This window comes from Rhizobium beringeri (genome assembly GCF_004306515.1).
GTDB classification, from domain to species: Bacteria; Pseudomonadota; Alphaproteobacteria; order Rhizobiales; family Rhizobiaceae; genus Rhizobium; species Rhizobium beringeri.
The window spans coordinates 86,338-107,065 of the sequence record NZ_SILG01000002.1 but is presented as its reverse complement, the minus strand read 5'-3'; the positions used below and the strand labels follow the sequence as shown (position 1 = coordinate 107,065).

20 protein-coding genes are annotated in these 20,728 nt (G+C 61.6%); 14 read left to right on the top strand and 6 right to left on the bottom strand.

Translation table 11 applies throughout. The annotated features are described in order from the left end of the window. Positions 1–32: 32 nt before the first annotated feature. From ELH03_RS24195 to ELH03_RS24185, 3 genes are all read left to right on the top strand, one after another. Positions 33–1,271, top strand: a complete 1,239-nt coding sequence (locus ELH03_RS24195) for an ROK family transcriptional regulator (protein WP_105008528.1) — start codon at positions 33–35, stop codon at positions 1,269–1,271. A gap of 64 nt (positions 1,272–1,335) precedes the next feature. Beyond that, on the top strand, positions 1,336–2,190 hold the full coding sequence (locus ELH03_RS24190; protein WP_130806813.1) for a sugar phosphate isomerase/epimerase family protein: 855 nt from the start codon (positions 1,336–1,338) through the stop codon (positions 2,188–2,190). A gap of 22 nt (positions 2,191–2,212) precedes the next feature. Further along, entirely contained in the window at positions 2,213–3,274 is a 1,062-nt protein-coding gene (locus tag ELH03_RS24185) for an ABC transporter ATP-binding protein (RefSeq protein ID WP_130766781.1), read from the top strand. Between the two features lie 293 nt (positions 3,275–3,567). On the opposite strand, the gene ELH03_RS24180 is transcribed toward ELH03_RS24185, so the two are convergent. After that, on the bottom strand, positions 3,568–4,041 hold the full coding sequence (locus tag ELH03_RS24180) for a ProQ/FINO family protein (protein WP_130766780.1): 474 nt from the start codon (positions 4,039–4,041) through the stop codon (positions 3,568–3,570). A gap of 277 nt (positions 4,042–4,318) precedes the next feature. On the opposite strand from ELH03_RS24180, the gene panC reads away from it, so the two are divergent. Beyond that, a complete protein-coding gene (panC, locus tag ELH03_RS24175; protein WP_130766779.1) occupies positions 4,319–5,230 on the top strand; it encodes a pantoate--beta-alanine ligase in 912 nt (303 codons plus the stop codon). Then, complete coding sequence (panB, locus tag ELH03_RS24170; protein ID WP_130766778.1) at positions 5,227–6,048, top strand: 3-methyl-2-oxobutanoate hydroxymethyltransferase; 822 nt, start codon at positions 5,227–5,229, stop codon at positions 6,046–6,048. The genes panC and panB overlap by 4 nt, the downstream gene beginning before the upstream one ends. Before the next feature lie 21 nt (positions 6,049–6,069). Here the strand turns inward: panB and ELH03_RS24165 are convergent, their stop codons facing one another. Next, on the bottom strand, positions 6,070–6,984 hold the full coding sequence (locus ELH03_RS24165) for a hydrogen peroxide-inducible genes activator (RefSeq protein ID WP_130766777.1): 915 nt from the start codon (positions 6,982–6,984) through the stop codon (positions 6,070–6,072). A 142-nt stretch (positions 6,985–7,126) separates the two neighbouring features. Between ELH03_RS24165 and katG the strand changes: the two genes are divergently transcribed. Then, positions 7,127–9,310, top strand: coding sequence for a catalase/peroxidase HPI (gene katG, locus ELH03_RS24160; RefSeq protein ID WP_130766776.1), 2,184 nt, complete (start codon positions 7,127–7,129; stop codon positions 9,308–9,310). A gap of 270 nt (positions 9,311–9,580) precedes the next feature. On the opposite strand, the gene ELH03_RS24155 is transcribed toward katG, so the two are convergent. Next, positions 9,581–10,138, bottom strand: coding sequence for a DUF3299 domain-containing protein (locus ELH03_RS24155; protein WP_128411307.1), 558 nt, complete (start codon positions 10,136–10,138; stop codon positions 9,581–9,583). 332 nt (positions 10,139–10,470) lie between these two features. Further along, positions 10,471–10,929 carry an SgcJ/EcaC family oxidoreductase gene (locus ELH03_RS24150; protein ID WP_128411306.1) on the bottom strand — a complete coding sequence of 153 codons (459 nt, stop codon included), beginning with the start codon at positions 10,927–10,929 and terminating at the stop codon, positions 10,471–10,473. Between the two features lie 192 nt (positions 10,930–11,121). Here ELH03_RS24150 and ELH03_RS24145 point away from each other — a divergent pair, with 192 nt between their 5' ends. The 4 genes from ELH03_RS24145 to ELH03_RS24130 all read left to right on the top strand — a co-directional run bounded on the left by ELH03_RS24145 (position 11,122) and on the right by ELH03_RS24130 (position 15,392). After that, on the top strand, positions 11,122–12,249 hold the full coding sequence (locus ELH03_RS24145) for a sensor histidine kinase (protein WP_130766775.1): 1,128 nt from the start codon (positions 11,122–11,124) through the stop codon (positions 12,247–12,249). Then, positions 12,246–12,908, top strand: a complete 663-nt coding sequence (locus ELH03_RS24140) for a response regulator (protein ID WP_130766774.1) — start codon at positions 12,246–12,248, stop codon at positions 12,906–12,908. Before ELH03_RS24145 ends, ELH03_RS24140 begins: the two co-directional genes overlap by 4 nt. After that, on the top strand, positions 12,905–14,857 hold the full coding sequence (locus ELH03_RS24135; protein WP_130766773.1) for a sensor histidine kinase: 1,953 nt from the start codon (positions 12,905–12,907) through the stop codon (positions 14,855–14,857). The genes ELH03_RS24140 and ELH03_RS24135 overlap by 4 nt, the downstream gene beginning before the upstream one ends. A 67-nt stretch (positions 14,858–14,924) precedes the next feature. After that, positions 14,925–15,392, top strand: coding sequence for a response regulator (locus tag ELH03_RS24130; RefSeq protein WP_130660302.1), 468 nt, complete (start codon positions 14,925–14,927; stop codon positions 15,390–15,392). A gap of 161 nt (positions 15,393–15,553) precedes the next feature. Here the strand turns inward: ELH03_RS24130 and ELH03_RS24125 are convergent, their stop codons facing one another. Next, complete coding sequence (locus ELH03_RS24125) at positions 15,554–16,021, bottom strand: nuclear transport factor 2 family protein (RefSeq protein ID WP_130766772.1); 468 nt, start codon at positions 16,019–16,021, stop codon at positions 15,554–15,556. 137 nt (positions 16,022–16,158) lie between these two features. Here ELH03_RS24125 and ELH03_RS24120 point away from each other — a divergent pair, with 137 nt between their 5' ends. Continuing rightward, the gene (locus tag ELH03_RS24120) at positions 16,159–16,530 is read left to right on the top strand and encodes a winged helix-turn-helix transcriptional regulator (protein WP_130660300.1); all 372 of its coding nucleotides are present in this window, start codon (positions 16,159–16,161) and stop codon (positions 16,528–16,530) included. Positions 16,531–16,542: 12 nt separating this feature from the next. On the opposite strand, the gene ELH03_RS24115 is transcribed toward ELH03_RS24120, so the two are convergent. Continuing rightward, positions 16,543–17,517 carry a zinc-dependent alcohol dehydrogenase family protein gene (locus ELH03_RS24115; protein WP_130766771.1) on the bottom strand — a complete coding sequence of 325 codons (975 nt, stop codon included), beginning with the start codon at positions 17,515–17,517 and terminating at the stop codon, positions 16,543–16,545. Positions 17,518–17,570: 53 nt separating this feature from the next. On the opposite strand from ELH03_RS24115, the gene ELH03_RS24110 reads away from it, so the two are divergent. From ELH03_RS24110 to ELH03_RS24100, 3 genes are read left to right on the top strand one after another with little or no spacing between them, the layout of a single operon-like run. Continuing rightward, positions 17,571–17,987, top strand: coding sequence for an acyl-CoA thioesterase (locus ELH03_RS24110; protein WP_128411299.1), 417 nt, complete (start codon positions 17,571–17,573; stop codon positions 17,985–17,987). Positions 17,988–18,016: 29 nt separating this feature from the next. Continuing rightward, positions 18,017–19,546 (top strand): class I adenylate-forming enzyme family protein, encoded by a 1,530-nt coding sequence (locus ELH03_RS24105; RefSeq protein ID WP_130766770.1) that lies wholly within the window; start codon positions 18,017–18,019, stop codon positions 19,544–19,546. Beyond that, the gene (locus tag ELH03_RS24100; protein ID WP_130766769.1) at positions 19,524–20,726 is read left to right on the top strand and encodes a thiolase family protein; all 1,203 of its coding nucleotides are present in this window, start codon (positions 19,524–19,526) and stop codon (positions 20,724–20,726) included. The genes ELH03_RS24105 and ELH03_RS24100 overlap by 23 nt, the downstream gene beginning before the upstream one ends. Positions 20,727–20,728: the final 2 nt, after the last annotated feature.

Below are 20,728 nucleotides of genomic sequence, written 5' to 3'. Positions count from 1 at the left end.
GTTCAGTCTATGCGCACGGAAGGATTTCGAGCATGAACCAGACACTCGGCGCCAGGCTGTCGCCGGATCTGACCGGCGCCAATGTCGAAGATGCAGGCGAGCATAACAGGGCCGTCGTCCTGCGCTGCATTCATCGCCAGGCGCCGATTTCGCGCGCCGAAATTGCCAGGCGGACGGGTTTTACCAAACCGGCAATCGCCCGGATCGTCGATCGCCTGCTGGACGAGGGGCTGATCATGGAAGCCCGCCGGCGGCATGGGTTGAGAGGTCAGCCGGCAATCGAACTCGAAATCAATCCGGATGCCTGTTTTGCCATCGGCATCAATATCGATCGCGACCATCTGACAATCCTGGCCGTCGATGCCGTCGGCAATGTCCGCGCCCGCGTGCATCACGAGAAACGTTTCATCCTGCCGACGGAATTCCTGCAGCTCACGGCCGATGCTATTTCGCATTTCCAGCGCAGCCGGCTCATCGACGACGCGCGCCTCGCCGGCATCGGTCTGGCGATGCCGGATTGGCTTGGCGAGATTTCGCTCCTCGGCAAGCCCAAGACCTATCAGGAGTGGACGGCATTCGATGTGCGCGCAGCACTGGAAAACCTGACGCAGCATCCCGTCTTCATCGAAAACGAAGCCAATGCCGCCGCCCTTGCCGAACTCGATTACGGACTGGGCGCTGAAAGCAGCAGCTTCTTCTACATTGCCATCAATCCTTGCCCGGGTGGCGGCCTCGTGCTCGACGGCAACGGTCATCGTGGCGCCATGGGCCTCAGCGGCGAAATCGGCTGGCTTCCGATCGCCGACGGCGGGGACGGAAAGGCCCATAAGGTCCAGCTTCTCGGCGAGATATTCTCGCTGTTCTTCCTCTATGATTTCCTCGCGCAGCACGGCGTCGAGGTGAGTGTTCCGCACGATCTCCTGACGTTGGATGCGCATGGCAGGCGCCTCGTGTCGCAGTGGCTGAAGGAAATGAGCGCGCATCTGGCAGTCGCCGTCAAGCATATCGGCATGATCGTCGACCCCGACGCCGTCCTCGTCGGCGGCAGACTGCCGATCCGCATTGTCGATGAATTGCTGCGCTACGTGCACGAGCATCTGGATGCCGAGGACACCAGCCTTCCCTCGCTTCATCGCGCTTCGCTCGGAGAGGATGCCTCGGCCATGGGGGCGGCGGCCATGCCGATGGCAGCAGCCCTGATGCTCGCATCGGCGGACGCTGCGCAGCGCACACGTTCGCCACTCAAGAACATGGATCGCCTGAACAGTTGAAACGGCCGGCGAGGCCCACGGATTTTGGTGAAGAACGGATTTTGGTGAAGATGGGAGGATTTTGGTGAGGATCGGCTTTTACACCTCGACATTCAACGATCGTCCCCTGGAGGAAGTGGTGGATTTCGCCGCATCGGCAGGTTTCGACGCAATCGAGATCGATGTCGGCGGCCATATCAAGACGCCCGATCGGGTGGATGCCGCCGTCGCGCTCGCACGCAGCCGCGACCTCTTCGTGTCGTCGATCACCTATTTCGGCAATCAGCTCGATGCTGACCGCGCAAAGCGTGAGGCACTTCGGGCGAAGACCGCCGAGTTTGCCGGCGCGATCGGTGAAGCGGGTGTCCCAATCTTTGTGATCTTCCCAGGCCGGGACGACACCGCAAGCGACGAAGCCAACTATGATGACTTCGCCGATTTCGCCAACGGCCTGATCGCGCAGACACAATCCCAAGGCCTGACCTTTGCAATCGAGAACTGGCCGGGTCCGAAGGACAATTTCATTGGGACGACGCCAAGAGGGTGGCAGGAGCTTTTTCAGCGGATCAGGGATCCTCGTTTCGGGCTGGAATTCGATCCCTCCCACCTCATTCGCATCGGCGTCGATCCGTACCAGGCGATGGAGGCGGTGAAGGATCGCATTGCCATCCTTCACGCCAAGGACACGGCAATCGATCCGGAGAGCCTGCAGGCTGTCGGCTATCACAGCAAGGGCTGGTGGCAATACAAGCTGCCGGGGCTCGGCCTGATCGATTGGCCGCGTTTCCTGCGCCAGGCCCGCGGGGCTGGTTTCGACGGTACGCTGTCGATCGAACATGAAGATGCCGCCTATGGCTGGCCGGGCAAGGACTTAACCGCACGAAAGCAGGGCGAGCGCCTCGGCCTCGATTATTTGAGAAATGTCCTGAGCGGACTTTGATAGCGATTTCGGGAGAACTGTTATGGCCCATGTTTCGGTCAACAATGCGCGCAAGGATTACGGCGCGTTCAAAGCCATCAAAGGCGTATCAGTCGACATCGGAGACGGCGAGTTCGTCGTTCTGGTCGGCCCCTCGGGCTGCGGCAAATCCACCCTTTTGAGGATGATTGCCGGCCTGGAGGGCATCACCTCAGGGCAGATCCAGATCGGCAAGCATATCGTCAACGAGCTTGCGCCCAAGGACCGGGACATCGCCATGGTGTTCCAGAATTATGCGCTCTACCCGCATATGACCGTTGCGAAGAACATGGGCTTTTCGTTGCGGCTGAAACGAATGCCGCGGACGGAGATCGATCAGCGGGTCGGCAACGCCGCGAAGATTCTCGGCCTCGAAAGTCTCCTGGAGAGATATCCGAAGCAGCTATCGGGCGGCCAGAGACAGCGCGTGGCGATGGGGCGGGCAATCGTGCGGGACCCGGCCGTCTTTCTCTTCGACGAGCCCCTGTCGAACCTCGATGCCAAGCTCAGGGTGCAGATGCGCTCGGAGATCAAGGAACTGCATCAACGGCTGCAGACGACGACCATCTATGTCACTCACGACCAGATCGAAGCCATGACCATGGCCGACAAGATCGTCGTCATGAAGGACGGTCTGATCGAGCAGTCGGGTTCTCCGCTGGAATTGTACGATCGTCCAAACAACCTTTTCGTCGCCGGATTTATCGGCTCTCCGGCAATGAATTTCATCAGCGGCACCATGACGGAAGATGGGTTTCGAACCGCCGATGGCCTGCTCCTGCCGAGCGAGCGCCGTCCGCCTGAAGCCGTGACCTACGGCATTCGTCCCGAGCATCTCCGATTGGACCCGGGCGGCATCGAGGTAACAACGGTGGTCGTCGAGCCCACGGGTTCGGAAACGCTGCTCATCGCCCGGCTGGGAACGCAGACGCTCACTTGCGTCTTCAAGGACCGGATCAGGGCAGCCCCCGGCGAGGTGCTGAGGATCGCGCCAATCCACGATGCGGTTCATCTGTTTGCCGGAGACGAGCAGCGGATCACATCAGGCGAAGCCCCGTTGAATTGACCCGGCCGATTGCCCCTCCCCTTCGGCCGGCGCCAGCCGGGGGCGCGTTTTCCGCGCCCCCGGCCCCGAAAGCTCTCAGTCCTGCACGGCCGGTTTTCGCGCTCGTTTAAGGCCGCGTCGCTGGCGAGCGTGATGCTGGCGGCTGTGGTTTCCTCCACCATCGAGGCGTTCTGCTGGTTACCTGGTCGAGCTGGCCTATCGCCGAATTGATCTCCGACAGGTTCGTCGCCTGTTCGCGCGCCGAGGCCGCCAGCGCTTCCGACGTTGCGCACGCAGAATGGGACACTCTAACTCTAACTGACGGCGTTCCTTTTGCCGAGGAGGGCTGCGCGGATCTGTTCGCTTTTGCTCAACGAGGGAGGAGGGACCGGTGGTGTCTGCTCTGGCGCGTCGGCTTTGCCGGTGGTCTGCTTGAGGCTCAGGAAGCGTTTTTGCGCGACCAGCCGATCTTCGGACGACAGTGGTTCGACGGGTTCACCGTCAAGGTCATGGCGCATGGAATCGGGCTGGGCGCTGGCGAAATAGTAGCGCCGGCCGTGGACATAGGCCGCGGTCGCCCGCCTGAGCGTCGTGACGCCGGCATCGGGCTTCAGGAGCGGGCGGAGTTCGTTGAAAAGGCCGACGGCAAAAGGAAGGACCGGATCTCCCGCCTTGGCAGGAAGGACGCCGACCGGCCGGATCAACAGCGTGTTGATCGCGTTTGCCTTCTCCACGTCGAGCTCGGTTGCCGCAATCGGTCCGCGGCTGATCTTCCAGGGCTTGTCCATGCGTCCTCCATGTAACGTCCATAGCGACCGACTGTGATGGTATCTTGACGGACAGGGCGAGCAACGGAAGTCGCACATCGTCGGTTCCACTGCAAGCAGGTGAGACGCGGAACAGGAGCCTGGTGGCGAAAAGCCGCTCCCCCGGGGCCGATATGGTCCGGTGTCATCGGTTGGCGTTTCATCTAATCGTTTTTATCACGGAATATGCATTGACCTGCCGCATCGATTACACTTCATATCCGCGCCCAAGATGGAGTGACCGGCCGGGGGAGGATATATGCGGGTTTTCTCGAGCATTGACGAGCTGCGCCACACGCTCGATGCGCTGAGGCGGCAGGGGCGGACCGTCGGCCTCGTCCCGACGATGGGCTATCTCCATGCCGGTCATATGGAGCTCGTGTCGCGCGCTCGCGCCGAAAACGACATCGTCGTCGTCTCGATTTTCGTCAATCCGCTGCAGTTCGGCCCGGCGGAAGACCTCAGCAAATATCCGCGCGATCTGGAGCGCGATGCCACCATGCTGAGACAGGCCGGCGTCAATTTCCTCTTTTCGCCCGGCGTCGAGAACATGTATTCCCGCCCAATGCTGACCGTTGTCGACGTTCCCGATCTCGGCCGCGAGCTCGAAGGGGCGGTCCGGCCGGGGCATTTTGCCGGCGTCGCCACTGTCGTCTGCAAGCTTTTCAACATCGTCCAGCCGCAGACCGCCTATTTCGGAGAGAAGGATTACCAGCAGGTCGTCATCATCAAGCGCATGGTGGACGATCTGGCCGTGCCGGTGCGCGTGATAGCAGTGCCGACGGTCAGGGACAGCGACGGCCTCGCATTGTCGTCGCGCAACGTCTACCTCAGCGCGGCGGAGCGGCGCGCGGCGGTGATCGTCCCTCAGACCCTTGACGAGGCGGAGCGTCTGGTCGCCGGCGGCCTTGCCGATCCGGTGCAACTTGAGGCAAAGCTCACGGCGTTTCTCAATCGCGAGCCTCTGGCAAAGCCCGAGGTCGTCGCCGTCAGGGATGCCTCGACGCTGCAGCCGGTCACGTCGATCGCAGCCCCTGTCGTCGTGGCGCTCTTCGTTCGGGTCGGCTCGACACGGCTTCTCGACAACAGGGTTGTTGGTGACAACCGAGTGATCGGGAACAACAGGGTTGTCGGCCGGCGGGGCTTGCCGGGAAAGGGAGTGACCAGATGAGCGCGGCCGGAATTCAAAAGCGCCTGACACCAACGCGCATCTCAGCCATGAAGGGCGGCAAGCCGATCGTCTGCCTGACCGCCTATACGACGCCCATGGCGCGGCTGCTCGATGAGCATTGCGACCTCCTGCTGGTCGGGGATTCGCTCGGCATGGTGCTCTACGGGATGGAGAGCACCATCGGCGTCACGCTCGACATGATGATCGCGCACGGCAAGGCGGTGATGCGCGGCGTCGACAAGGCCTGCGTCGTTGTCGACATGCCGTTCGGCACCTATCAGGAATCGAAGGAGATCGCGTTCCGCAACGCTGTCCGCATTCTGCAGGAAACCGGCTGCGATGCCATCAAGCTGGAGGGCGGCGAGGAGATGGCCGAGACCATCGCCTTTCTGACGAAGCGGGGGGTTCCGGTCATGGGGCACATCGGTCTGATGCCGCAGCAGGTCCAAACCGCAGGCGGCTATCGTTCCGTTGGTCATTCCGAGCACGAGACGTCGAAGATCCGGCGCGACGCCCACGCTATCGGCGGCTCGGGAGCCTTTGCCGTCGTCATCGAGGGAACAGTGGAGCCGCTCGCCCGGGAAGTGACGGCCGCCATGCACATCCCGACCATCGGCATCGGCGCTTCTTCCGCCTGCGACGGCCAGGTTCTGGTCTCCGACGACATTCTGGGGCTCTTCAACGATTTCACCCCGCGTTTCGTCAAGCGCTACGACGAACTCGGCAAGAGGATTTCGGCCGCCGCCGCCGCTTACGCCGGCGAGGTCCGGTCGCGACAGTTTCCGGCAGCAGAGCATACGTTCAAGCGGCGATCCTGAGGCGAGGCGATGTCAGGTCCATCACCGCGCGATATACTGTTCGCGCATGCTGTCGGCTGAGCGGCGAACCGCCTCGGAAACCTGCACGAGCTGTTTGGCCATGGGCGTCGAATGGCGCCAGATCATCCCGATCGTTCGCGACGGCTGCGGAGACTGGAAGCGCGAAATCGAAACATGCGCCGAGCGCGTTTCGAGGGGAACAGCCATCTCGGGAATTAAAGTGATGCCGATCCCGGCGCTGACCATCTGAACCAGGGTGGATAAAGAGCTGCCTTCCATGACTTCCCGGGGGCGGGCCGGCCCTATCTTGCAGAACGACAAGGCCTGATCGCGAAAGCAATGGCCTTCCTCGAGCAGCAGCAACCGCATTTCGCGCAGCGCCTCGCGTTCGGGCACCGGCTTGCCCTCGTCTTCGGGCCGCCGGACCAGCACGAATTCTTCCTTGAAGAGCTCGAGCTCGGTCAGGGAGGGTTCCGACACCGGCAAAGCAACAATTGCCGTGTCCAGCTGGCCTTGCGCCAACTCCTGAACCAGCTTCGACGTCTGCGTCTCGCGCACCTCGATCTGGATGCCGGCAAAGCTCCTGTTCAGATCGTTGATGATCGCTGGCAACAGATAGGGCGCAATCGTTGGGATGATGCCGATGCGCAGCCGCGTCAGGAAGGGATCGCGCGAGGCCCGCGCCAGCTCCGCCAGTTCATCCACGCCACGCAGGATATCGCGGATCCTGAGAGCCACGGTCTGACCGAAGGCGGTCAGCTTCACCTCACGCGCGTTGCGCTCAAAAAGCTCACCGCCCAATTCTTGCTCAAGTTCTTTGATTTGCATTGACAATGCCGGCTGGGAGATCGCACAGGCGTCGGCAGCGCGTCGGAAGCGGCCATCTCTTGCCAGTGCTTCAAAATAACGTAGCTGTTTCAGGGTAAGGTTCTTCATAACCTCAGCTTATCGCAACGATCAGTAAATCCAACTTAAATTTATGAAGCGCTTCCGATATGAAGACTGCAAGGGGAGAGTGGGGCGCCAGCTCGGCTCATCTTTTTACGCGCAGACAGATCAAGCAATGAAGGAGACGATCATGGACAACCCCACTGACAGCGCAGGCAAATGTCCTGTGCCACACGGCAATACGCCTCGCAGCAGCCGATCCAACCGCGACTGGTGGCCGGACCAGTTGAACGTGCAGATTCTTCACCAGAATTCAGGCCGCGCCGACCCGCTCGGCCAAGCCTTCGACTATGCCGAGGAGTTCAAGAAGCTCGATCTCGACGGACTGAAGAAGGATCTTCACGCGTTGATGACGGATTCGCAGGATTGGTGGCCGGCCGATTTCGGTCACTATGGCGGCCTGTTCATCCGCATGGCCTGGCACAGCGCCGGCACTTACCGCATCACCGATGGCCGCGGCGGCGCCGGGGCCGGCCAGCAGCGTTTTGCGCCGCTCAACAGCTGGCCGGACAACGTGAACCTCGACAAGGCCCGCCGCCTGCTGTGGCCGATCAAGCAGAAATACGGCAACAGGATCTCCTGGGCTGACCTGTTGATCCTCACCGGCAACGTCGCGCTCGAATCCATGGGTTTCAAGACCTTCGGTTTCGCCGGTGGTCGCGCCGACGTCTGGGAGCCGGAAGAACTCTACTGGGGTCCTGAGGGAACCTGGCTGGGTGACGAACGCTACAGTGGCGAACGCGAACTGGCAGAGCCGCTTGGCGCCGTGCAGATGGGCCTTATCTATGTCAACCCGGAAGGCCCGAACGGCACTCCGGATCCGCTGGCATCCGCCCGCGACATCCGTGAAACCTTCGCCCGTATGGCGATGAACGACGAAGAAACCGTGGCGCTGATCGCTGGCGGGCATACCTTCGGCAAGACCCATGGCGCCGGCGATCCGTCGTTTGTCGGTGTCGACCCGGAAGGCGGCGAGCTCGAAGCTCAGGGCCTGGGCTGGACCAGCAAGTTCAACACCGGCGTCGGTCGCGATGCCATCGGCAGCGGCCTCGAAGTGACCTGGACCCAGACGCCGACCCAGTGGAGCAACTACTTCTTCGAAAACCTGTTCGCTTTCGAATGGGAGCTGACCAAGAGCCCGGGCGGCGCGCATCAGTGGCAGGCCAAGAACGCCGATGCCTCCATTCCGGATGCCTATGATGCATCGAAGAAGCATCTGCCGACCATGCTGACCAGCGACCTGGCACTGCGTTTCGATCCCACCTACGAAAAGATCTCGCGCCGCTTCCTGGAAAACCCTGCCGAGTTCGCCGATGCCTTCGCCCGCGCATGGTTCAAGCTGACCCACCGCGACATGGGACCGAAGGTGCGCTACCTCGGTCCGGAGGTTCCGGCCGAAGACCTGATCTGGCAGGACGTGATCCCGGCCGTCGATCATCCGCTCGTCGACGACAAGGACATCGCCGACCTCAAGGTAAAGGTGCTGGCAACCGGCCTCACCGTACAGGAACTGGTCTCGACGGCTTGGGCGTCCGCCTCGACCTTCCGCGGCTCCGACAAGCGTGGCGGCGCCAATGGCGCGCGCATCCGCCTTGCCCCGCAGAAGGACTGGGAAGTCAACCAGCCGGCGCAGCTCACCAAGGTCCTCGGTGTTCTCGAAGGCATCCAGAAAGACTTCAACGCCGCCCAGACTGGGGCGAAGAAGATCTCGCTGGCGGACCTGATCGTTCTGGCCGGTGCAGCCGGTGTGGAAAAGGCGGCAGCGGCCGGCGGTCATGCCGTCAGCGTGCCGTTTACGCCGGGCCGCACGGACGCCGCCGAGGCGCAGACCGACGCGCATTCCTTCGCGGCGCTGAAACCCCGCGCCGATGGTTTCCGCAACTATATCGGCGGCCGGCAGTTCATGAAGCCGGAAGAGGCCCTGGTGGACCGCGCCCAGCTGCTGACGCTGACCGGACCTGAAATGACCGTTCTTGTCGGCGGTCTGCGTGTGCTGAAGGCCGGCGCGCCTGAGCATGGCGTCTTCACGTCTCGTCCGGAAACGCTGACGAACGACTTCTTCGTCAACCTGCTCGACATGGCCACGCAGTGGGTTCCTGCCGCCGGCAAGGAAGGCGTCTATGAAGGCCGCGACCGCAAGACGGGCGCTGCCAAATGGACCGGCACCCGCGTCGACCTGATCTTCGGCTCGCACTCGCAGCTTCGCGCCTTCGCCGAAGTCTACGGCCAGGCCGACGCCAAGGGGAAGTTCGTCAAGGACTTCGTCGCCGCCTGGAACAAGGTCATGAACGCCGACCGCTTCGACCTCGTCTGATCGGCAGCATTTTCCCCGGGCGCAGTTGCGGCTGCGCCCGGGCATTTTCTTTTTTCATCGTCTTGCGCTTCCACCGCATCGCTTCTTCTCCCTCATCTCTGTGCTTGTCGTCACAGAGATCCAGTGCGCCCAAGTCCTTGGGCGCGGGAGACTTCCTTGCTTTGATAAGCGTCATTCACCGCGCAGACGCGCGGTGGCTGGATTCCTGTGACAGGCACAGGAATGAGGAACGCGGGTGGCGTCGCACGATCGCAGCACAGTCTCTGTGCTTTAGCGAGGCAGAATGGCGAAAGGCGAAAGTGACAGCAGATCGGGATCAGTCGTCGCCGTTACTGTCGCTACCTGGGCATGGCTTATGCTGTAGCCGTAGGTGAGGACGCGGTCACCGTCGATCATGAAGAATTGCGCCTGATCCAGGCCGGGCCGCAGCGTAGCCGTCACGGTGACGGTCTCGTACATTCTTGCCAGGTGCAAAGGCTCTTCCGGAACGATACGAACCAGTTGGTTGGGCGGAGGGGAAGGCATGTGGCTGCAGGCTCCGGCCCAAGGCACCAGCATGAATTCGTAGACAAGATCGCCATCCTGGTCGATCGGCAGAACGAAGCCCGTCAATGCGATCGGATGCCCCTCGCCATGCCAGGCGAGTGTTTCGCCCTGTGGGCCGCTGACCGCCTTGCCCGACAGCGGCACTGTCGCTTTGGCCTGATCGGCCGGCCGTAAAGCGCTCCAGAAGATAGGCTGCGCCGCAGCGTAGGCGTTAGAAATTGGCCATGCGGAACCAAATGCCAGCGCCGCGAACGCCAGGAGGAAAGGTTTGTGTTTCATCATTGCATCTCCACGGGGTCGGCCGCTTTGACTACCTTGCCGCTGCCGCGTGGATGCTTCTCTCGATCCCGCTTAGCCGTCAAAGCTTCGGGCGCGGACTACTCAGGGCTTTGCAGGGAACAGGGAGAGGGTATGCCGTGCAAGCCCTCTCTTTCGTCATGTTCGAGCCCGTCCTGCTGCTGTTCGGCAAGAAAGTGACCCGCAGCGCCAGGCAATCGCTGCCATCGACCGGAGGAAATAGCTCGGGGGAACGACGACCGAGTGGTTGGCAGTCAGGAGACCCCGCGTGAGGTGAACACGGGATCTCCCTGCCGGACCGGCAGGCCGGTGAAGCCTTACGTCTCCGGCATCATCGAAGAGTGGTGTGAGGTGATCAGCCAGTTCCCGTCCTTGAACTCATAGGTATAGGTGTAGCGGGCGGGAACCTTCGAGCCGTCCTTCAGGCTGAAGGTGTAAGTGCCGACGTCGACGGCCCAGTTACATCCGATCTGGATGTCGCGGCTGTCGATGTGGCCTTTCGGCTCATTCGCCAGGAAATGCTCGAAATAGTCGATCCGGTCCGCCTGGGTCAGACGAGGTTTGTCCGACAAGGTCGCGAGAAGCACCGAGTCCTCACTGTAATTCTTGGCGACCTCCTGGGGGCTCAGCGTCGCGAGCGAGGTATTCCAGCGGTCGAAGAGCTTGGCGATTTCCGCCTCGCTTGTCGGCGCACAGGTTGCGGTTTCGGTAGCCGCCGCGGCCGACTGGACGTGAACGAAACCGAGAACGAGGGCGGCGGCAATGATGGTACGCATTTTGACTTTCCTATGTGGCGGTTCCGGCGGACATCGCATCGGTCAACCGCATGACCAGCAATTTAAGTGTCCTATGCTGCCGCCACATCTGCCGGCTGGCTTCGATCCGATCTGCCAAACGGCATAGATGACATTCCCGTCGGAATGACTATCGTGCCGGCGTCATTCATTTTCGGAGCAGTCCTATTGGGCATGGAGCACGATACAAGTTCGACGCATTCGCCAAACGTTGCGGAACTGCGGGCCCTTTACCGGGCGGCGGAAGCGCGGGCGGCTCGTCTGCGTTTCATCATCGAAGTGCAGAACCTGCTCGATGCCGCGGCATTCGAAACGGCTGCCCAAGACGTTCTGTCCCGGCTTGCCGACTTCGCAGGAGCATCGCTTGCCAGCCTCGTTTTTCCGTCGTTCCAGGGAAAAGCGCCTGTGCAGCTGACGGTGGGCAAGTCGACGAGCCCGGAAAGCGATAACATCTTGTTTGCCTCGCAGGACGGCTCCGATCTCCGTTTGACGATTATCGGCGCGTCGAAAACACGCGTCATCGATGCCGACGACCGGCAGACATTGGAGGTGGTGGCGGGACAGCTCGCCGACGCCTACAATCTCAATCGGCAGGCGGCGGAAAATCAGGCGCTTCTCGGCGATCTCCAGCGGCAGCGAAGTGAACTCGCGGCCCTTGTTGCGCAGTTGATCCAGGCGCAGGAGCAGGAGCGGCAGCGGGTGGCGCTCGATCTTCACGACGGCTCAGCGCAGCTGGCGGCAGGCCTCAGCTATCGCCTGCAGGACCTTGCGGCCCGCATCGGCGAGGCGCATGCCCTGAAGCCTGAGATTGACCAGCTGGCGACGCTCGCGCGCCATTCCGTTGCCGATCTCAGGGCAGCCATCGCGGATCTTCGCCCGCCCGAGCTCGATGACCTCGGTGTCGCCGCGGCCCTGCGCACGCGTCTCGATGCGATCGATGATCTCGAGGTGATCGCCGATCTCGATGCCGCCGCCGACCGCTGGCCGGCATCGACGGGGATCATCTTCTATCGTGTCGCGCAGGAAGCGATCACCAATGTGATCAAGCACGCCGAGGCGAGCCGGCTGGTCGTCCGTCTCTTTGAGGATGGCGCGGGCGAAGCGCATCTCGAAGTGATCGATGACGGCAAAGGCATCGGCGAGGTGCGCCATCCCCAGATGCGGGGCGGGCGGCTCGGCATCGTCGGCATGCGTGAACGGCTGGCGCTGCTCGGCGGCCGGATCGAGATCAGCGCGGGGTCTTCAGGGGGCACACATGTCCGTGCCGCGGCCCCGCTTGTGCAGGAGACGACATCAGAATGACGGCATCGATCCTTGTCGCCGACGATCATGACATCGCCCGCGCAGGCCTTATCGCCATGATCGGCGGTGAAGATGATTTTCATGTCGCCTGGGACGTGCGCGACGGCGTGGAAGCGGTGGAGGCCTGTAGGCTGCACAAGCCGGATCTCGCTCTCCTCGACATCCGCATGCCGCGCCTGGATGGCCTCGCCGCGACGAGGGAGATCCGGCGCGTGTCGCCGGGAACACGCGTCATGATCATCACCATGCATGACAGTCTCGACTACCTGGAAGCGGCGATCGAGGCAGGCGCCACGGGCTATCTGCTCAAGGACGCCAGCCGGGAAGACATTCTCCGCACGATCCGGCGGGTCCTTCAGGGCGATGCCTTCTTCGACGGTCCGCTCGTCGCAAAACTATTGCGCCGCGCCGCGACCAAGCCGCAGACCAACAGCAGCGCTCTCGAGACGCTGACGAGCCGAGAGCGCGAAGTCCTGTCTAAGGTGGCCGAAGGCCTAACCAACAAGGAGATCGCCAGGACCCTGAAGATCTCGCCCGGTACCGTGAAGATCCATGTCGAGCGCATTATCGGCAAGCTGGACGCCGGGGATCGGACGCAGGCTGCAGTCATGGCCGTTCGCGGCGGGCTCGTCGAAACATCGAAAGAGCAGCAACAATGACCCCGACAGGACGTCTGACGGGGTGGCGTTTCGCCGACCTTCCCCTTCGAGCGAAGGGCATTGTCATCATCACGGTGCCGCTGGCGCTGCTGCTTGCAGCCCTCGCCTCGGTCTTCGTGGCCGACCGGCAAAGCCGGATTGCCGAGGATCAGGTGCGGGTCACGCTCGAGATCCAGTCGGGCATTCAGGAGATCCATGCCTCGATCGCCGAAGCGGCGACCGCGATGCGGGGTTATCTGTTGACCGGCAGAACCGATTTTCTTGATCCCTTCAACCGGGCTGAGGAAAGACTGCCCGTCGTCATCGACGAAGTCGGTCGCCGATTGAGGGATGAGACGCAAAAGATCCACCTTGAACGCATCCGCACGCTGGTTGCCGCGAAAGTCGACCGTCTCGAATTGCTGAAACGGGCCGACATTCTGCGCGCCGGCGGACGAGAGGATATCGCCGCACAGCTCATCGAGGGCAAACAGGTCCTCGACGTGCTCCGGCAAGAGATCGACGCGATGAGCAGGCGCGAGGCCGATCTTCTTCACAGCAGGACAGAGGCTGCGGAGCAGGTTCGAAACTTGTCCCGAAGCCTGATGATCGCCGCCGGTTTCCTTGGTTTTGCAGGGGCGCTCATCGCCGTTTTCCTGTTTTCGGCAAGCATCGTCCGACGGGTGCATGCCCTGAAAGCCCAAGCGCACCGACTGTCGCGGGGCGATGTCGTCAGGGTAGCGGATCCCTTCCGTGATGAACTCGGCAGTCTCGAACAGGCGCTCGAGGATGCAAGCGTGCTTTTGAAAAAGCGCGAGGCTGATTTGACAGAGAGCGAGGAGCGCTTCCGGCTGCTGGTCGAGGGCGTCAGCGACTATGGTATTTTCGGGCTCGATACTACAGGGCTGGTGGTGAGCTGGAATGCCGGTGCGGAGCGGATCACCGGCTATGCGGCCGAAGAGATCATCGGCCAGCATTTTTCCCGCTTCTATCCCGCCGAAACCAAGGACGCTTTGCCGGCAGAAGAGCTTTCCAGGGCGGCCCACGGCGGACGAGCCGAGGCGGAAGGCTGGCGCGTCCGCAAGGACGGGTCTCGATTCTGGTCTCACGTCGTGGTGACCGCCCTGCATGATGAGACCGGCCGCCTACGCGGCTTTTCCAAAATCACGCGAGATATTACCGAGCGGAAGCAAATCGAAGAGGCCCTGCTTGCCGCCCGCGAGGATGCGGTTCGCGCGAGCAACGCCAAGAGCGAATTCCTGTCGCGCATGAGCCACGAGCTACGCACGCCGTTGAATTCCGTCCTCGGCTTCGCACAGCTTCTGGAGATGGATGTCACCGATGCGGATTCCAGGGACAGTGTCTCCCAAATTCTAAGGGCCGGCAGACATCTGCTCTGCCTGATCGACGAGGTTCTCGACATGGCGAGGATCGAGGCCGGTCGCATGGATCTTGCCATTGAACCGCAACGCGTCGCCGATGTGATTGATGAAGCGGTGTCGCTTGCGAGGCCGCTCTGCGGCAAGCAACAGATCCGCATAGAGGTCGTCGAGCCCGAGCGAGATCTGTCGGTCCTGGCTGACCGGCGGCGTCTCCTCCAGGTGTTCCTGAACCTTCTCTCCAACGCGGTGAAATACAATCGTCAGCTGGGAACCGTGACCGTCAGCCACCGCGAGATTGGCGACGACACCATTCGGATCGAGGTCAGCGATACCGGTCCCGGCATCCCGGCGGAACGTGTTTCCCGGCTCTTCACCCCATTCGATCGGCTGGGAGCCGAACGTATCGGTCAAGAAGGGACCGGTCTCGGGCTCGCGCTGTCGCGGCATCTGATCGATGCCATGGGCGGCGCGCTCGCCTTCAGCAACCGTCTGGAAGGTGGCGCCACCTTCCACGTCGATTTGCCGCGTCCGCCCGCGGCGACGCAGGAAACCCGAAGACGAGGCCTCTCCGTCGAAAGTCCGCCATAGAAGACGTTGCCTATGATTTAATTGCGCGCTCGATATCCTCCAACGCCTTTGACGAAATGTTTGGCCCATGACAGACCCCACCGACATCGTGCGACGATCGACGATCCTGATCGTCGACGACGAGCCCGCAAATGTTTCGCTGCTGGAGCGCATTCTCAAACGCGAAGGCTTCAAGGAACTCATCAGCACCACCGAGCCACGCGAGGCGTTGCGGCTCTTTCGCGAACATCCGGTGGATCTCGTTCTTCTCGACCTGATGATGCCCGATCTCGATGGCTTCGCTTTGCTGGAGACCTTCGCAAGGCTTATTCCTGAAAACAGCTATGTGCCGATCCTGGTTCTGACCGCCGATGCAACATTGCCGACGCGTCGGCGGGCCCTTTCTCTCGGCGCGAAGGATTTTCTGACGAAGCCGTTCGATGCGATCGAGGCCATCCTGCGCATCTTCAACCTTCTCGAAACCCGTATTCTGACCCTGGAGCTTGCTAAACACGGGCTGGCAACGCCGAAATCGGAGCGTCCCCGAATTGATTGATCGGGATCGATTGATGGCACCAGCTATCTTGACGTATGGGCGTTAGGCCATCGGCAATGTTGACCGCGCAGTGCGGTGGAAATCGGCTGCAACGAGAGAGACGGCTGAACCAAGCGCGCAGCGTCGATAATGGGGCCGGCGAGGAAGCCGGCCCCACCAACTCAGAACATGGTGTTCTTGTTTGCCGCCTCTTTCGGAACGGCCTGGATCACGTCCCAGTGCTCGACGATCTTGCCGTCCTTGACGCGGAAAATATCGACGATCGCCTGGCCGAGGTCGCCTGCGCCGTTCGTCGCGTGCACATGCAGCCAGACCAGATCGCCATCGGCGGCGCTGCGGACGATCTCAGCCTTTGATTGGGCATTGTCCTTGAAGAAGCCGGTGAAGAAGGAAATCAAAGGCTTCTTCCCATCGGGAACTTGAGGATTGTGCTGCCGGTAGTCGTCGGCGACGACCGAAGCGGCCGCAATATCGTGCTTGTTGAAGAACCGATCGTAGAACTCCACAACCAGCTTCCGGTTGGCTTCCTCGATCTTCAAATCCCGCGAGGCCGATTCAGCAAAAGCCCCGGCCGGCGCAGCAACGCCCGCCAAAATGACGAGTGCGAAAAGCGATTTCCCGAATTTCATGCATCAAGCTCCTTGGTATGGATTCGCGATCTAGTCTAGAAAGCAGACTATGAGAGCTGGTCTATGAAACCTCGACATGCCTAGCAAGAAGGCACGTTTTAGTAGCGAGGTCAGCCGATGATGACCGAGGATGGAGCATGCCCAAGGAAACGGATGAGCCGAAACAACAACCCGGGGCGGGATGCCCGATCAGAGGCGTGCTCGATCGTATTGGCGATCAATGGAGTCTGCTCACCCTTGAGGCACTGGAAGACGGAAAGAAACGCTTCAACGAGCTGATGCGTGAGATCGGGGACATATCGAAACAGATGCTCTCGAAGACGTTGAGGCATCTGGAGCAGGACGGCTTCGTGCGGCGCACCGTCTATCCGCAGGTTCCGCCTCGCGTGGAATATGAGCTGACGGAACTGGGGCAATCCTTCCTTATTCCCATGAAAACCCTGATCGGATGGGCCGAGCAGAACCACCCGGCAATCATTAGCGCGCGGCAACGAAACGAAAACGCCTAGTGACCGCGTTCGTCAGGCGAGCAGAACCTTGCCACCCGTTCGGAAGGGAAGCGCGGACTGCAGGGCTTGCCGGACACTTTCCAAAGGAAACACCTCCCGGATCTCGGTCTCAATGACCTTCGAAGCGATGTGCGCCGCGACCTTGGAATAGGCGTGCTGCACGTTGTCCATAGCTTCGGAATGAACCCATTCCCGGAGGTGAAAATAGGAAAAGGAAATATCGGGATGGGACGCCCAGAATGAATTCGGGATGCTCTGCCCCGAGAGCAGACCGTAATGCACGAAGCGTCCGCCCGGCCGCAGCGCACCGGCGAGGGTCCCGGCGCGCACACCTCCGACGCAATCGAGCACCGCGTCGAGCCCATGCCGGCCGGCGAGCCCGGCAGCCAGATCGCTTTCGTTTTCTTCCCTATCGATGATGACAGCCTCGACCCGGCCGCGCAGGCGCTCAAGTGATCCTTCGCTGCGAACGATCGCCACCGGCTCCACGCCCGCGGCATTGGCGAGGCTGATCAATATCGATCCGATCGAAGAGGCGGCAGCATTGATGGCGATACGCATGCCCGGCCTCAGCCCGATCTTGGCATGCAGCATCAACCAGGCCGTCATCGGATTGACGTAGCTGGTCGCAGCCTCGAAGTCGGTGAGCTCGTCAGGAACACGCAGGCACCAGCCGGGATCGGTATCCTTGAATTCCTGCCAGCCGCCGGCGCTGCGCACCGGCAGTACGCGTGCGCCGGGAGAAAGCCGATGAACCTCTTCACCGCACTGTTCGACCACACCGAACGCTTCGAAGCCGGGAATGAAGGGCAATGTCGTGCGTCCGCTATAGGCTCCTGATATGGTGATGATATCGGATGGATTAATCGCTCGCGCCAGCAGGCGCACCCTCACCTCGTCGCGCCGCAGGGGCGGCAGCGCAGCCTGCTCGAGCTCAACGACATCCTGAGCCAGGCCGAATTTTCGCACGACTGCCTGATATTGCATTGCATCCCCCACACACTGCGGTTAGATCACCCCGTCGAATTTTCGGTGATCGAATGAGCGTTGACGACAGGCCTTTAGCATCGTTCCGGGTCTCGATGCGAGACATCGACATCTATGGTCATGTCCACAACTCCCGTTACCTCGACTATTGCGAGGATGCGGTCGTTGAGTTCCTGCGGCAACGGCAAATTCTCAGCCATTTCCGTCACACCTCCTCCGGCGTGGCCTATCACGTGAAGAAGGCGGAGGTCACCTTTCACAGCCCCATCGACCTTGACGATGTTGTCGAGGCAAAGGTGGACGTGGAGAAAATAGGGCGCACGAGCCTGTCCTTTGGCATAGAACTCTTTCGCCAGCGCGATGGCGCTCATTGCGCATCGGCGCATTTCGTCTGGGTCTGCGTCGGCCTCTCCGACAGCCGCCCGACGCCGATTCCTGAAGCGACCAGAGCCGCTCTGTCTCCAGGCTGACGACCGAACATTCAAACCCGCGGGTGTCCATGCCGATCCATGCGCAGCTTCTTCGACATGCAACGGAGGCACCGGAAAAGCCGGCGCTGGTGATCGACGGGCGTTCGCTCAGCTATCGCGAGCTCTATGTGCGCGCCAAGGCAATTTATCGGTTTCTCCAAGATCTCCCCCGCTCGAACCGCCGCACGCTCGATCTGCCCGGTGTGGAGAAGCTTGCCGCTCTCAGCCTTGGCAACCATATCGGCTTTGCCGAGTATTTTGCGGCGGCCACCGCTTTCCCGAACGCCTGCGCGGTCATCGACCCGATCATGCCGGCGGAAAGGATCGAACGCATAATCGAGCGGCTGGCGCCTGATGTTCTGATCGTCGACGACAATGCTGGGCCGAGCGCCGAAATTGCCCGGAGATTCGGTATCCCTGTCGTCGCTGCCGGAGCGGAGGCCTTCGACCTTGCCTCGGCGGAAGGTGAAGCCGAACTGCCGGTCGATGCCGACAAGATCTTTCTGATCGGCTTCACGTCAGGGACCACCGCTGAGCCGAAGGCCTATTATCGCTCGCGCGAACAATGGCGCCGGAGCCTCGATCGCGGACGCGTTGTTTTCGAGCTCGAAGACGCGCCGTCGACAATGTGCCCGGGAGCCCTCGCGCATGGCCTGGCGCTTTATGCATTGGTCGAAGCTTTGGATGCCGGGGGGACCTTTCATTCGATAAGGAAATGGGATCCGGGCGTGGTCGCACGCACGCTCTCCTCCTGGCAAGTCGAACGGCTGGTTGCCGTGCCCACCCATATAGCCGGCATTGCAAGGGCCTGGGCAGGCGAACCCGCTCTAACCTCTCTGCGCGACGTTCTCACCGCCGGCGCAAAGCTCGACAGAAACGGGGTCGAGTCCATGCGCCGACTGTTTCCGAATGCCCGTATCCGCGAATATTACGGCGCATCCGAGCTCGGTTTCATGACGGTCTCGACCCTCGTCGGCGGCGAGATCGATTTTCCGATCGAGCGGGTGGGGCAAGCCTATCCAGGCGTGGCAATCTCCATTCGCGATCCCAATGAAAAGGATGTCGGGACCGATGTGCCGGGAACTATATTCATCGACAGCGACCTGATCGCGGATGGATATCTTTGGGGCGACGACGGTCAAGCGTTCCGGGTCACAGAAGCCGGAGCGACGGTCGGGGATCTCGGCGAACTCGACGCCAATGGCATGCTGCGGGTGATCGGCAGGGCGGGCGGCATGATGATATCAGGCGGCAACAACGTTTATCCCGCCGAAGTCGAGAGTGCGCTCAAGGCCTGCCCCGGGGTAGAGGATGCCGTTGTCTTCGGGCTGCCGGACGCCTATTTCGGTCAGCGGATCGTCGCCGTCGTCTCGGGAGAGACGATAGATCCGAAAATCCTGGGCGATCATTGCGCGCAGATGCTCGGGAAGTACAAGATCCCCAAGCAATTCTACCATATAAGGTCCTGGCCGATGACGAGCAGCGGGAAGATCTCGAGGGGGCAAGTGGAGCGGGCCGTGGTTTCTGGAGACGATCTTGTCCTACGCCTTTCAGCCTGACGAGGATTGGCAGCCAGTCGTGGTTGCCGCCTACCGGTCGCCGATTGGCCGGGCTTTCGGGTCGCTTGCGACTGTCGCGGCGGAAGACCTGCTTGTGCCGATCATTCATCGGATCCTTTCTGAAACGGGAATTGCACCCGACACCATAGACGACGTTCTGGTGGGCAACGCCGCCGGCGGTGGCGGAAACATCGCGCGGCTGGCAGCCCTCACCGCAGGTCTGCCCATGGCGGTTCCGGGTGTTTCGATCGATCGGCAATGCGGCTCGGGCCTGGAAGCGATCATCATGGCAGCCCGGCTGATCCAGGCGAAAGCCGGTTCGTGCTTTCTGGCCGGCGGCGTGGAGAGCGTCAGCACCGCACCATGGCGCGTCGAAAGACCAAAGGCGAATGGGATGCCGCCGCGATTTTACGGGCGCGCCCGGTTTTCGCCTGAAACGATCGGCGACCCGGAAATGGGAATTGCCGCCGAAAACGTTGCGCGTCAATTCGGCATATTGCGCCAGAGACAGGATGAATTCGCCCTGCGCAGCCACCGGCTCGCCGTGCAGGCGGCCGAGGCGGGCATCTTTCGGCCCGAGACTGTCGAAATTTCCACCGGCCGTGGTCTGGTCGAACGGGACGAGTGCCCACGCGTCTCCACATCTCTTGAGGCTCTCGCAAACCTCCGGCCGATCTTCGTGGCCGATGGTTCGGTGACAGCAGGCAATGCCTGCCCGCTGAACGACGGCGCCTGCCTGGTGCTTGTCATGAGCCGCGCAATGGCGAGAAGCATGGGCATCGAAAAGGGTCTTGTCTTCATCGACAGCGCCGCTGCCGGTGTGGACCCCAATCTGCTCGGCATCGGGCCGGTCGCTTCGACCAGGAAGCTGCTGCAGCGTCAGCCCGGGCTCTCGCTCTTAGACATCGATGCCATCGAATTCAACGAGGCCTTCGCGGCCCAGGTTCTGGCATCGCTGGATCAGCTCGATATTCCTGTCGACACAATCAACAGGTACGGCGGAGCAATTGCCTTGGGCCATCCGTTCGGGGCGTCCGGCGCAATCCTCGTTACCCGACTATACAGCCAGCTGATCCGCGACCTCAGCGGATGGGCGCCAGGCGCGACCGGCCTGGCGATGATCGGTATTGGCGGAGGCATCGGGCTGACTGCCATGTTCGAGGCTACCCAGCTTTCCTGATC

Bases quoted from the DNA above. Each gene is read 5' to 3' on its own strand.
- ELH03_RS24195 (WP_105008528.1), top strand. From the start codon at position 33: ATGAACCAGACACTCGGCGCCAGGCTGTCGCCGGATCTGACCGGCGCC.
- ELH03_RS24185 (WP_130766781.1), top strand. From the start codon at position 2,213: ATGGCCCATGTTTCGGTCAACAATGCGCGCAAGGATTACGGCGCGTTC.
- ELH03_RS24180 (WP_130766780.1), bottom strand. From the start codon at position 4,041: ATGGACAAGCCCTGGAAGATCAGCCGCGGACCGATTGCGGCAACCGAG.
- panC (WP_130766779.1), top strand. From the start codon at position 4,319: ATGCGGGTTTTCTCGAGCATTGACGAGCTGCGCCACACGCTCGATGCG.
- panB (WP_130766778.1), top strand. From the start codon at position 5,227: ATGAGCGCGGCCGGAATTCAAAAGCGCCTGACACCAACGCGCATCTCA.
- ELH03_RS24165 (WP_130766777.1), bottom strand. From the start codon at position 6,984: ATGAAGAACCTTACCCTGAAACAGCTACGTTATTTTGAAGCACTGGCA.
- katG (WP_130766776.1), top strand. From the start codon at position 7,127: ATGGACAACCCCACTGACAGCGCAGGCAAATGTCCTGTGCCACACGGC.
- ELH03_RS24155 (WP_128411307.1), bottom strand. From the start codon at position 10,138: ATGATGAAACACAAACCTTTCCTCCTGGCGTTCGCGGCGCTGGCATTT.
- ELH03_RS24150 (WP_128411306.1), bottom strand. From the start codon at position 10,929: ATGCGTACCATCATTGCCGCCGCCCTCGTTCTCGGTTTCGTTCACGTC.
- ELH03_RS24145 (WP_130766775.1), top strand. From the start codon at position 11,122: ATGGAGCACGATACAAGTTCGACGCATTCGCCAAACGTTGCGGAACTG.
- ELH03_RS24140 (WP_130766774.1), top strand. From the start codon at position 12,246: ATGACGGCATCGATCCTTGTCGCCGACGATCATGACATCGCCCGCGCA.
- ELH03_RS24135 (WP_130766773.1), top strand. From the start codon at position 12,905: ATGACCCCGACAGGACGTCTGACGGGGTGGCGTTTCGCCGACCTTCCC.
- ELH03_RS24130 (WP_130660302.1), top strand. From the start codon at position 14,925: ATGACAGACCCCACCGACATCGTGCGACGATCGACGATCCTGATCGTC.
- ELH03_RS24125 (WP_130766772.1), bottom strand. From the start codon at position 16,021: ATGAAATTCGGGAAATCGCTTTTCGCACTCGTCATTTTGGCGGGCGTT.
- ELH03_RS24120 (WP_130660300.1), top strand. From the start codon at position 16,159: ATGCCCAAGGAAACGGATGAGCCGAAACAACAACCCGGGGCGGGATGC.
- ELH03_RS24115 (WP_130766771.1), bottom strand. From the start codon at position 17,517: ATGCAATATCAGGCAGTCGTGCGAAAATTCGGCCTGGCTCAGGATGTC.
- ELH03_RS24110 (WP_128411299.1), top strand. From the start codon at position 17,571: ATGAGCGTTGACGACAGGCCTTTAGCATCGTTCCGGGTCTCGATGCGA.
- ELH03_RS24105 (WP_130766770.1), top strand. From the start codon at position 18,017: ATGCCGATCCATGCGCAGCTTCTTCGACATGCAACGGAGGCACCGGAA.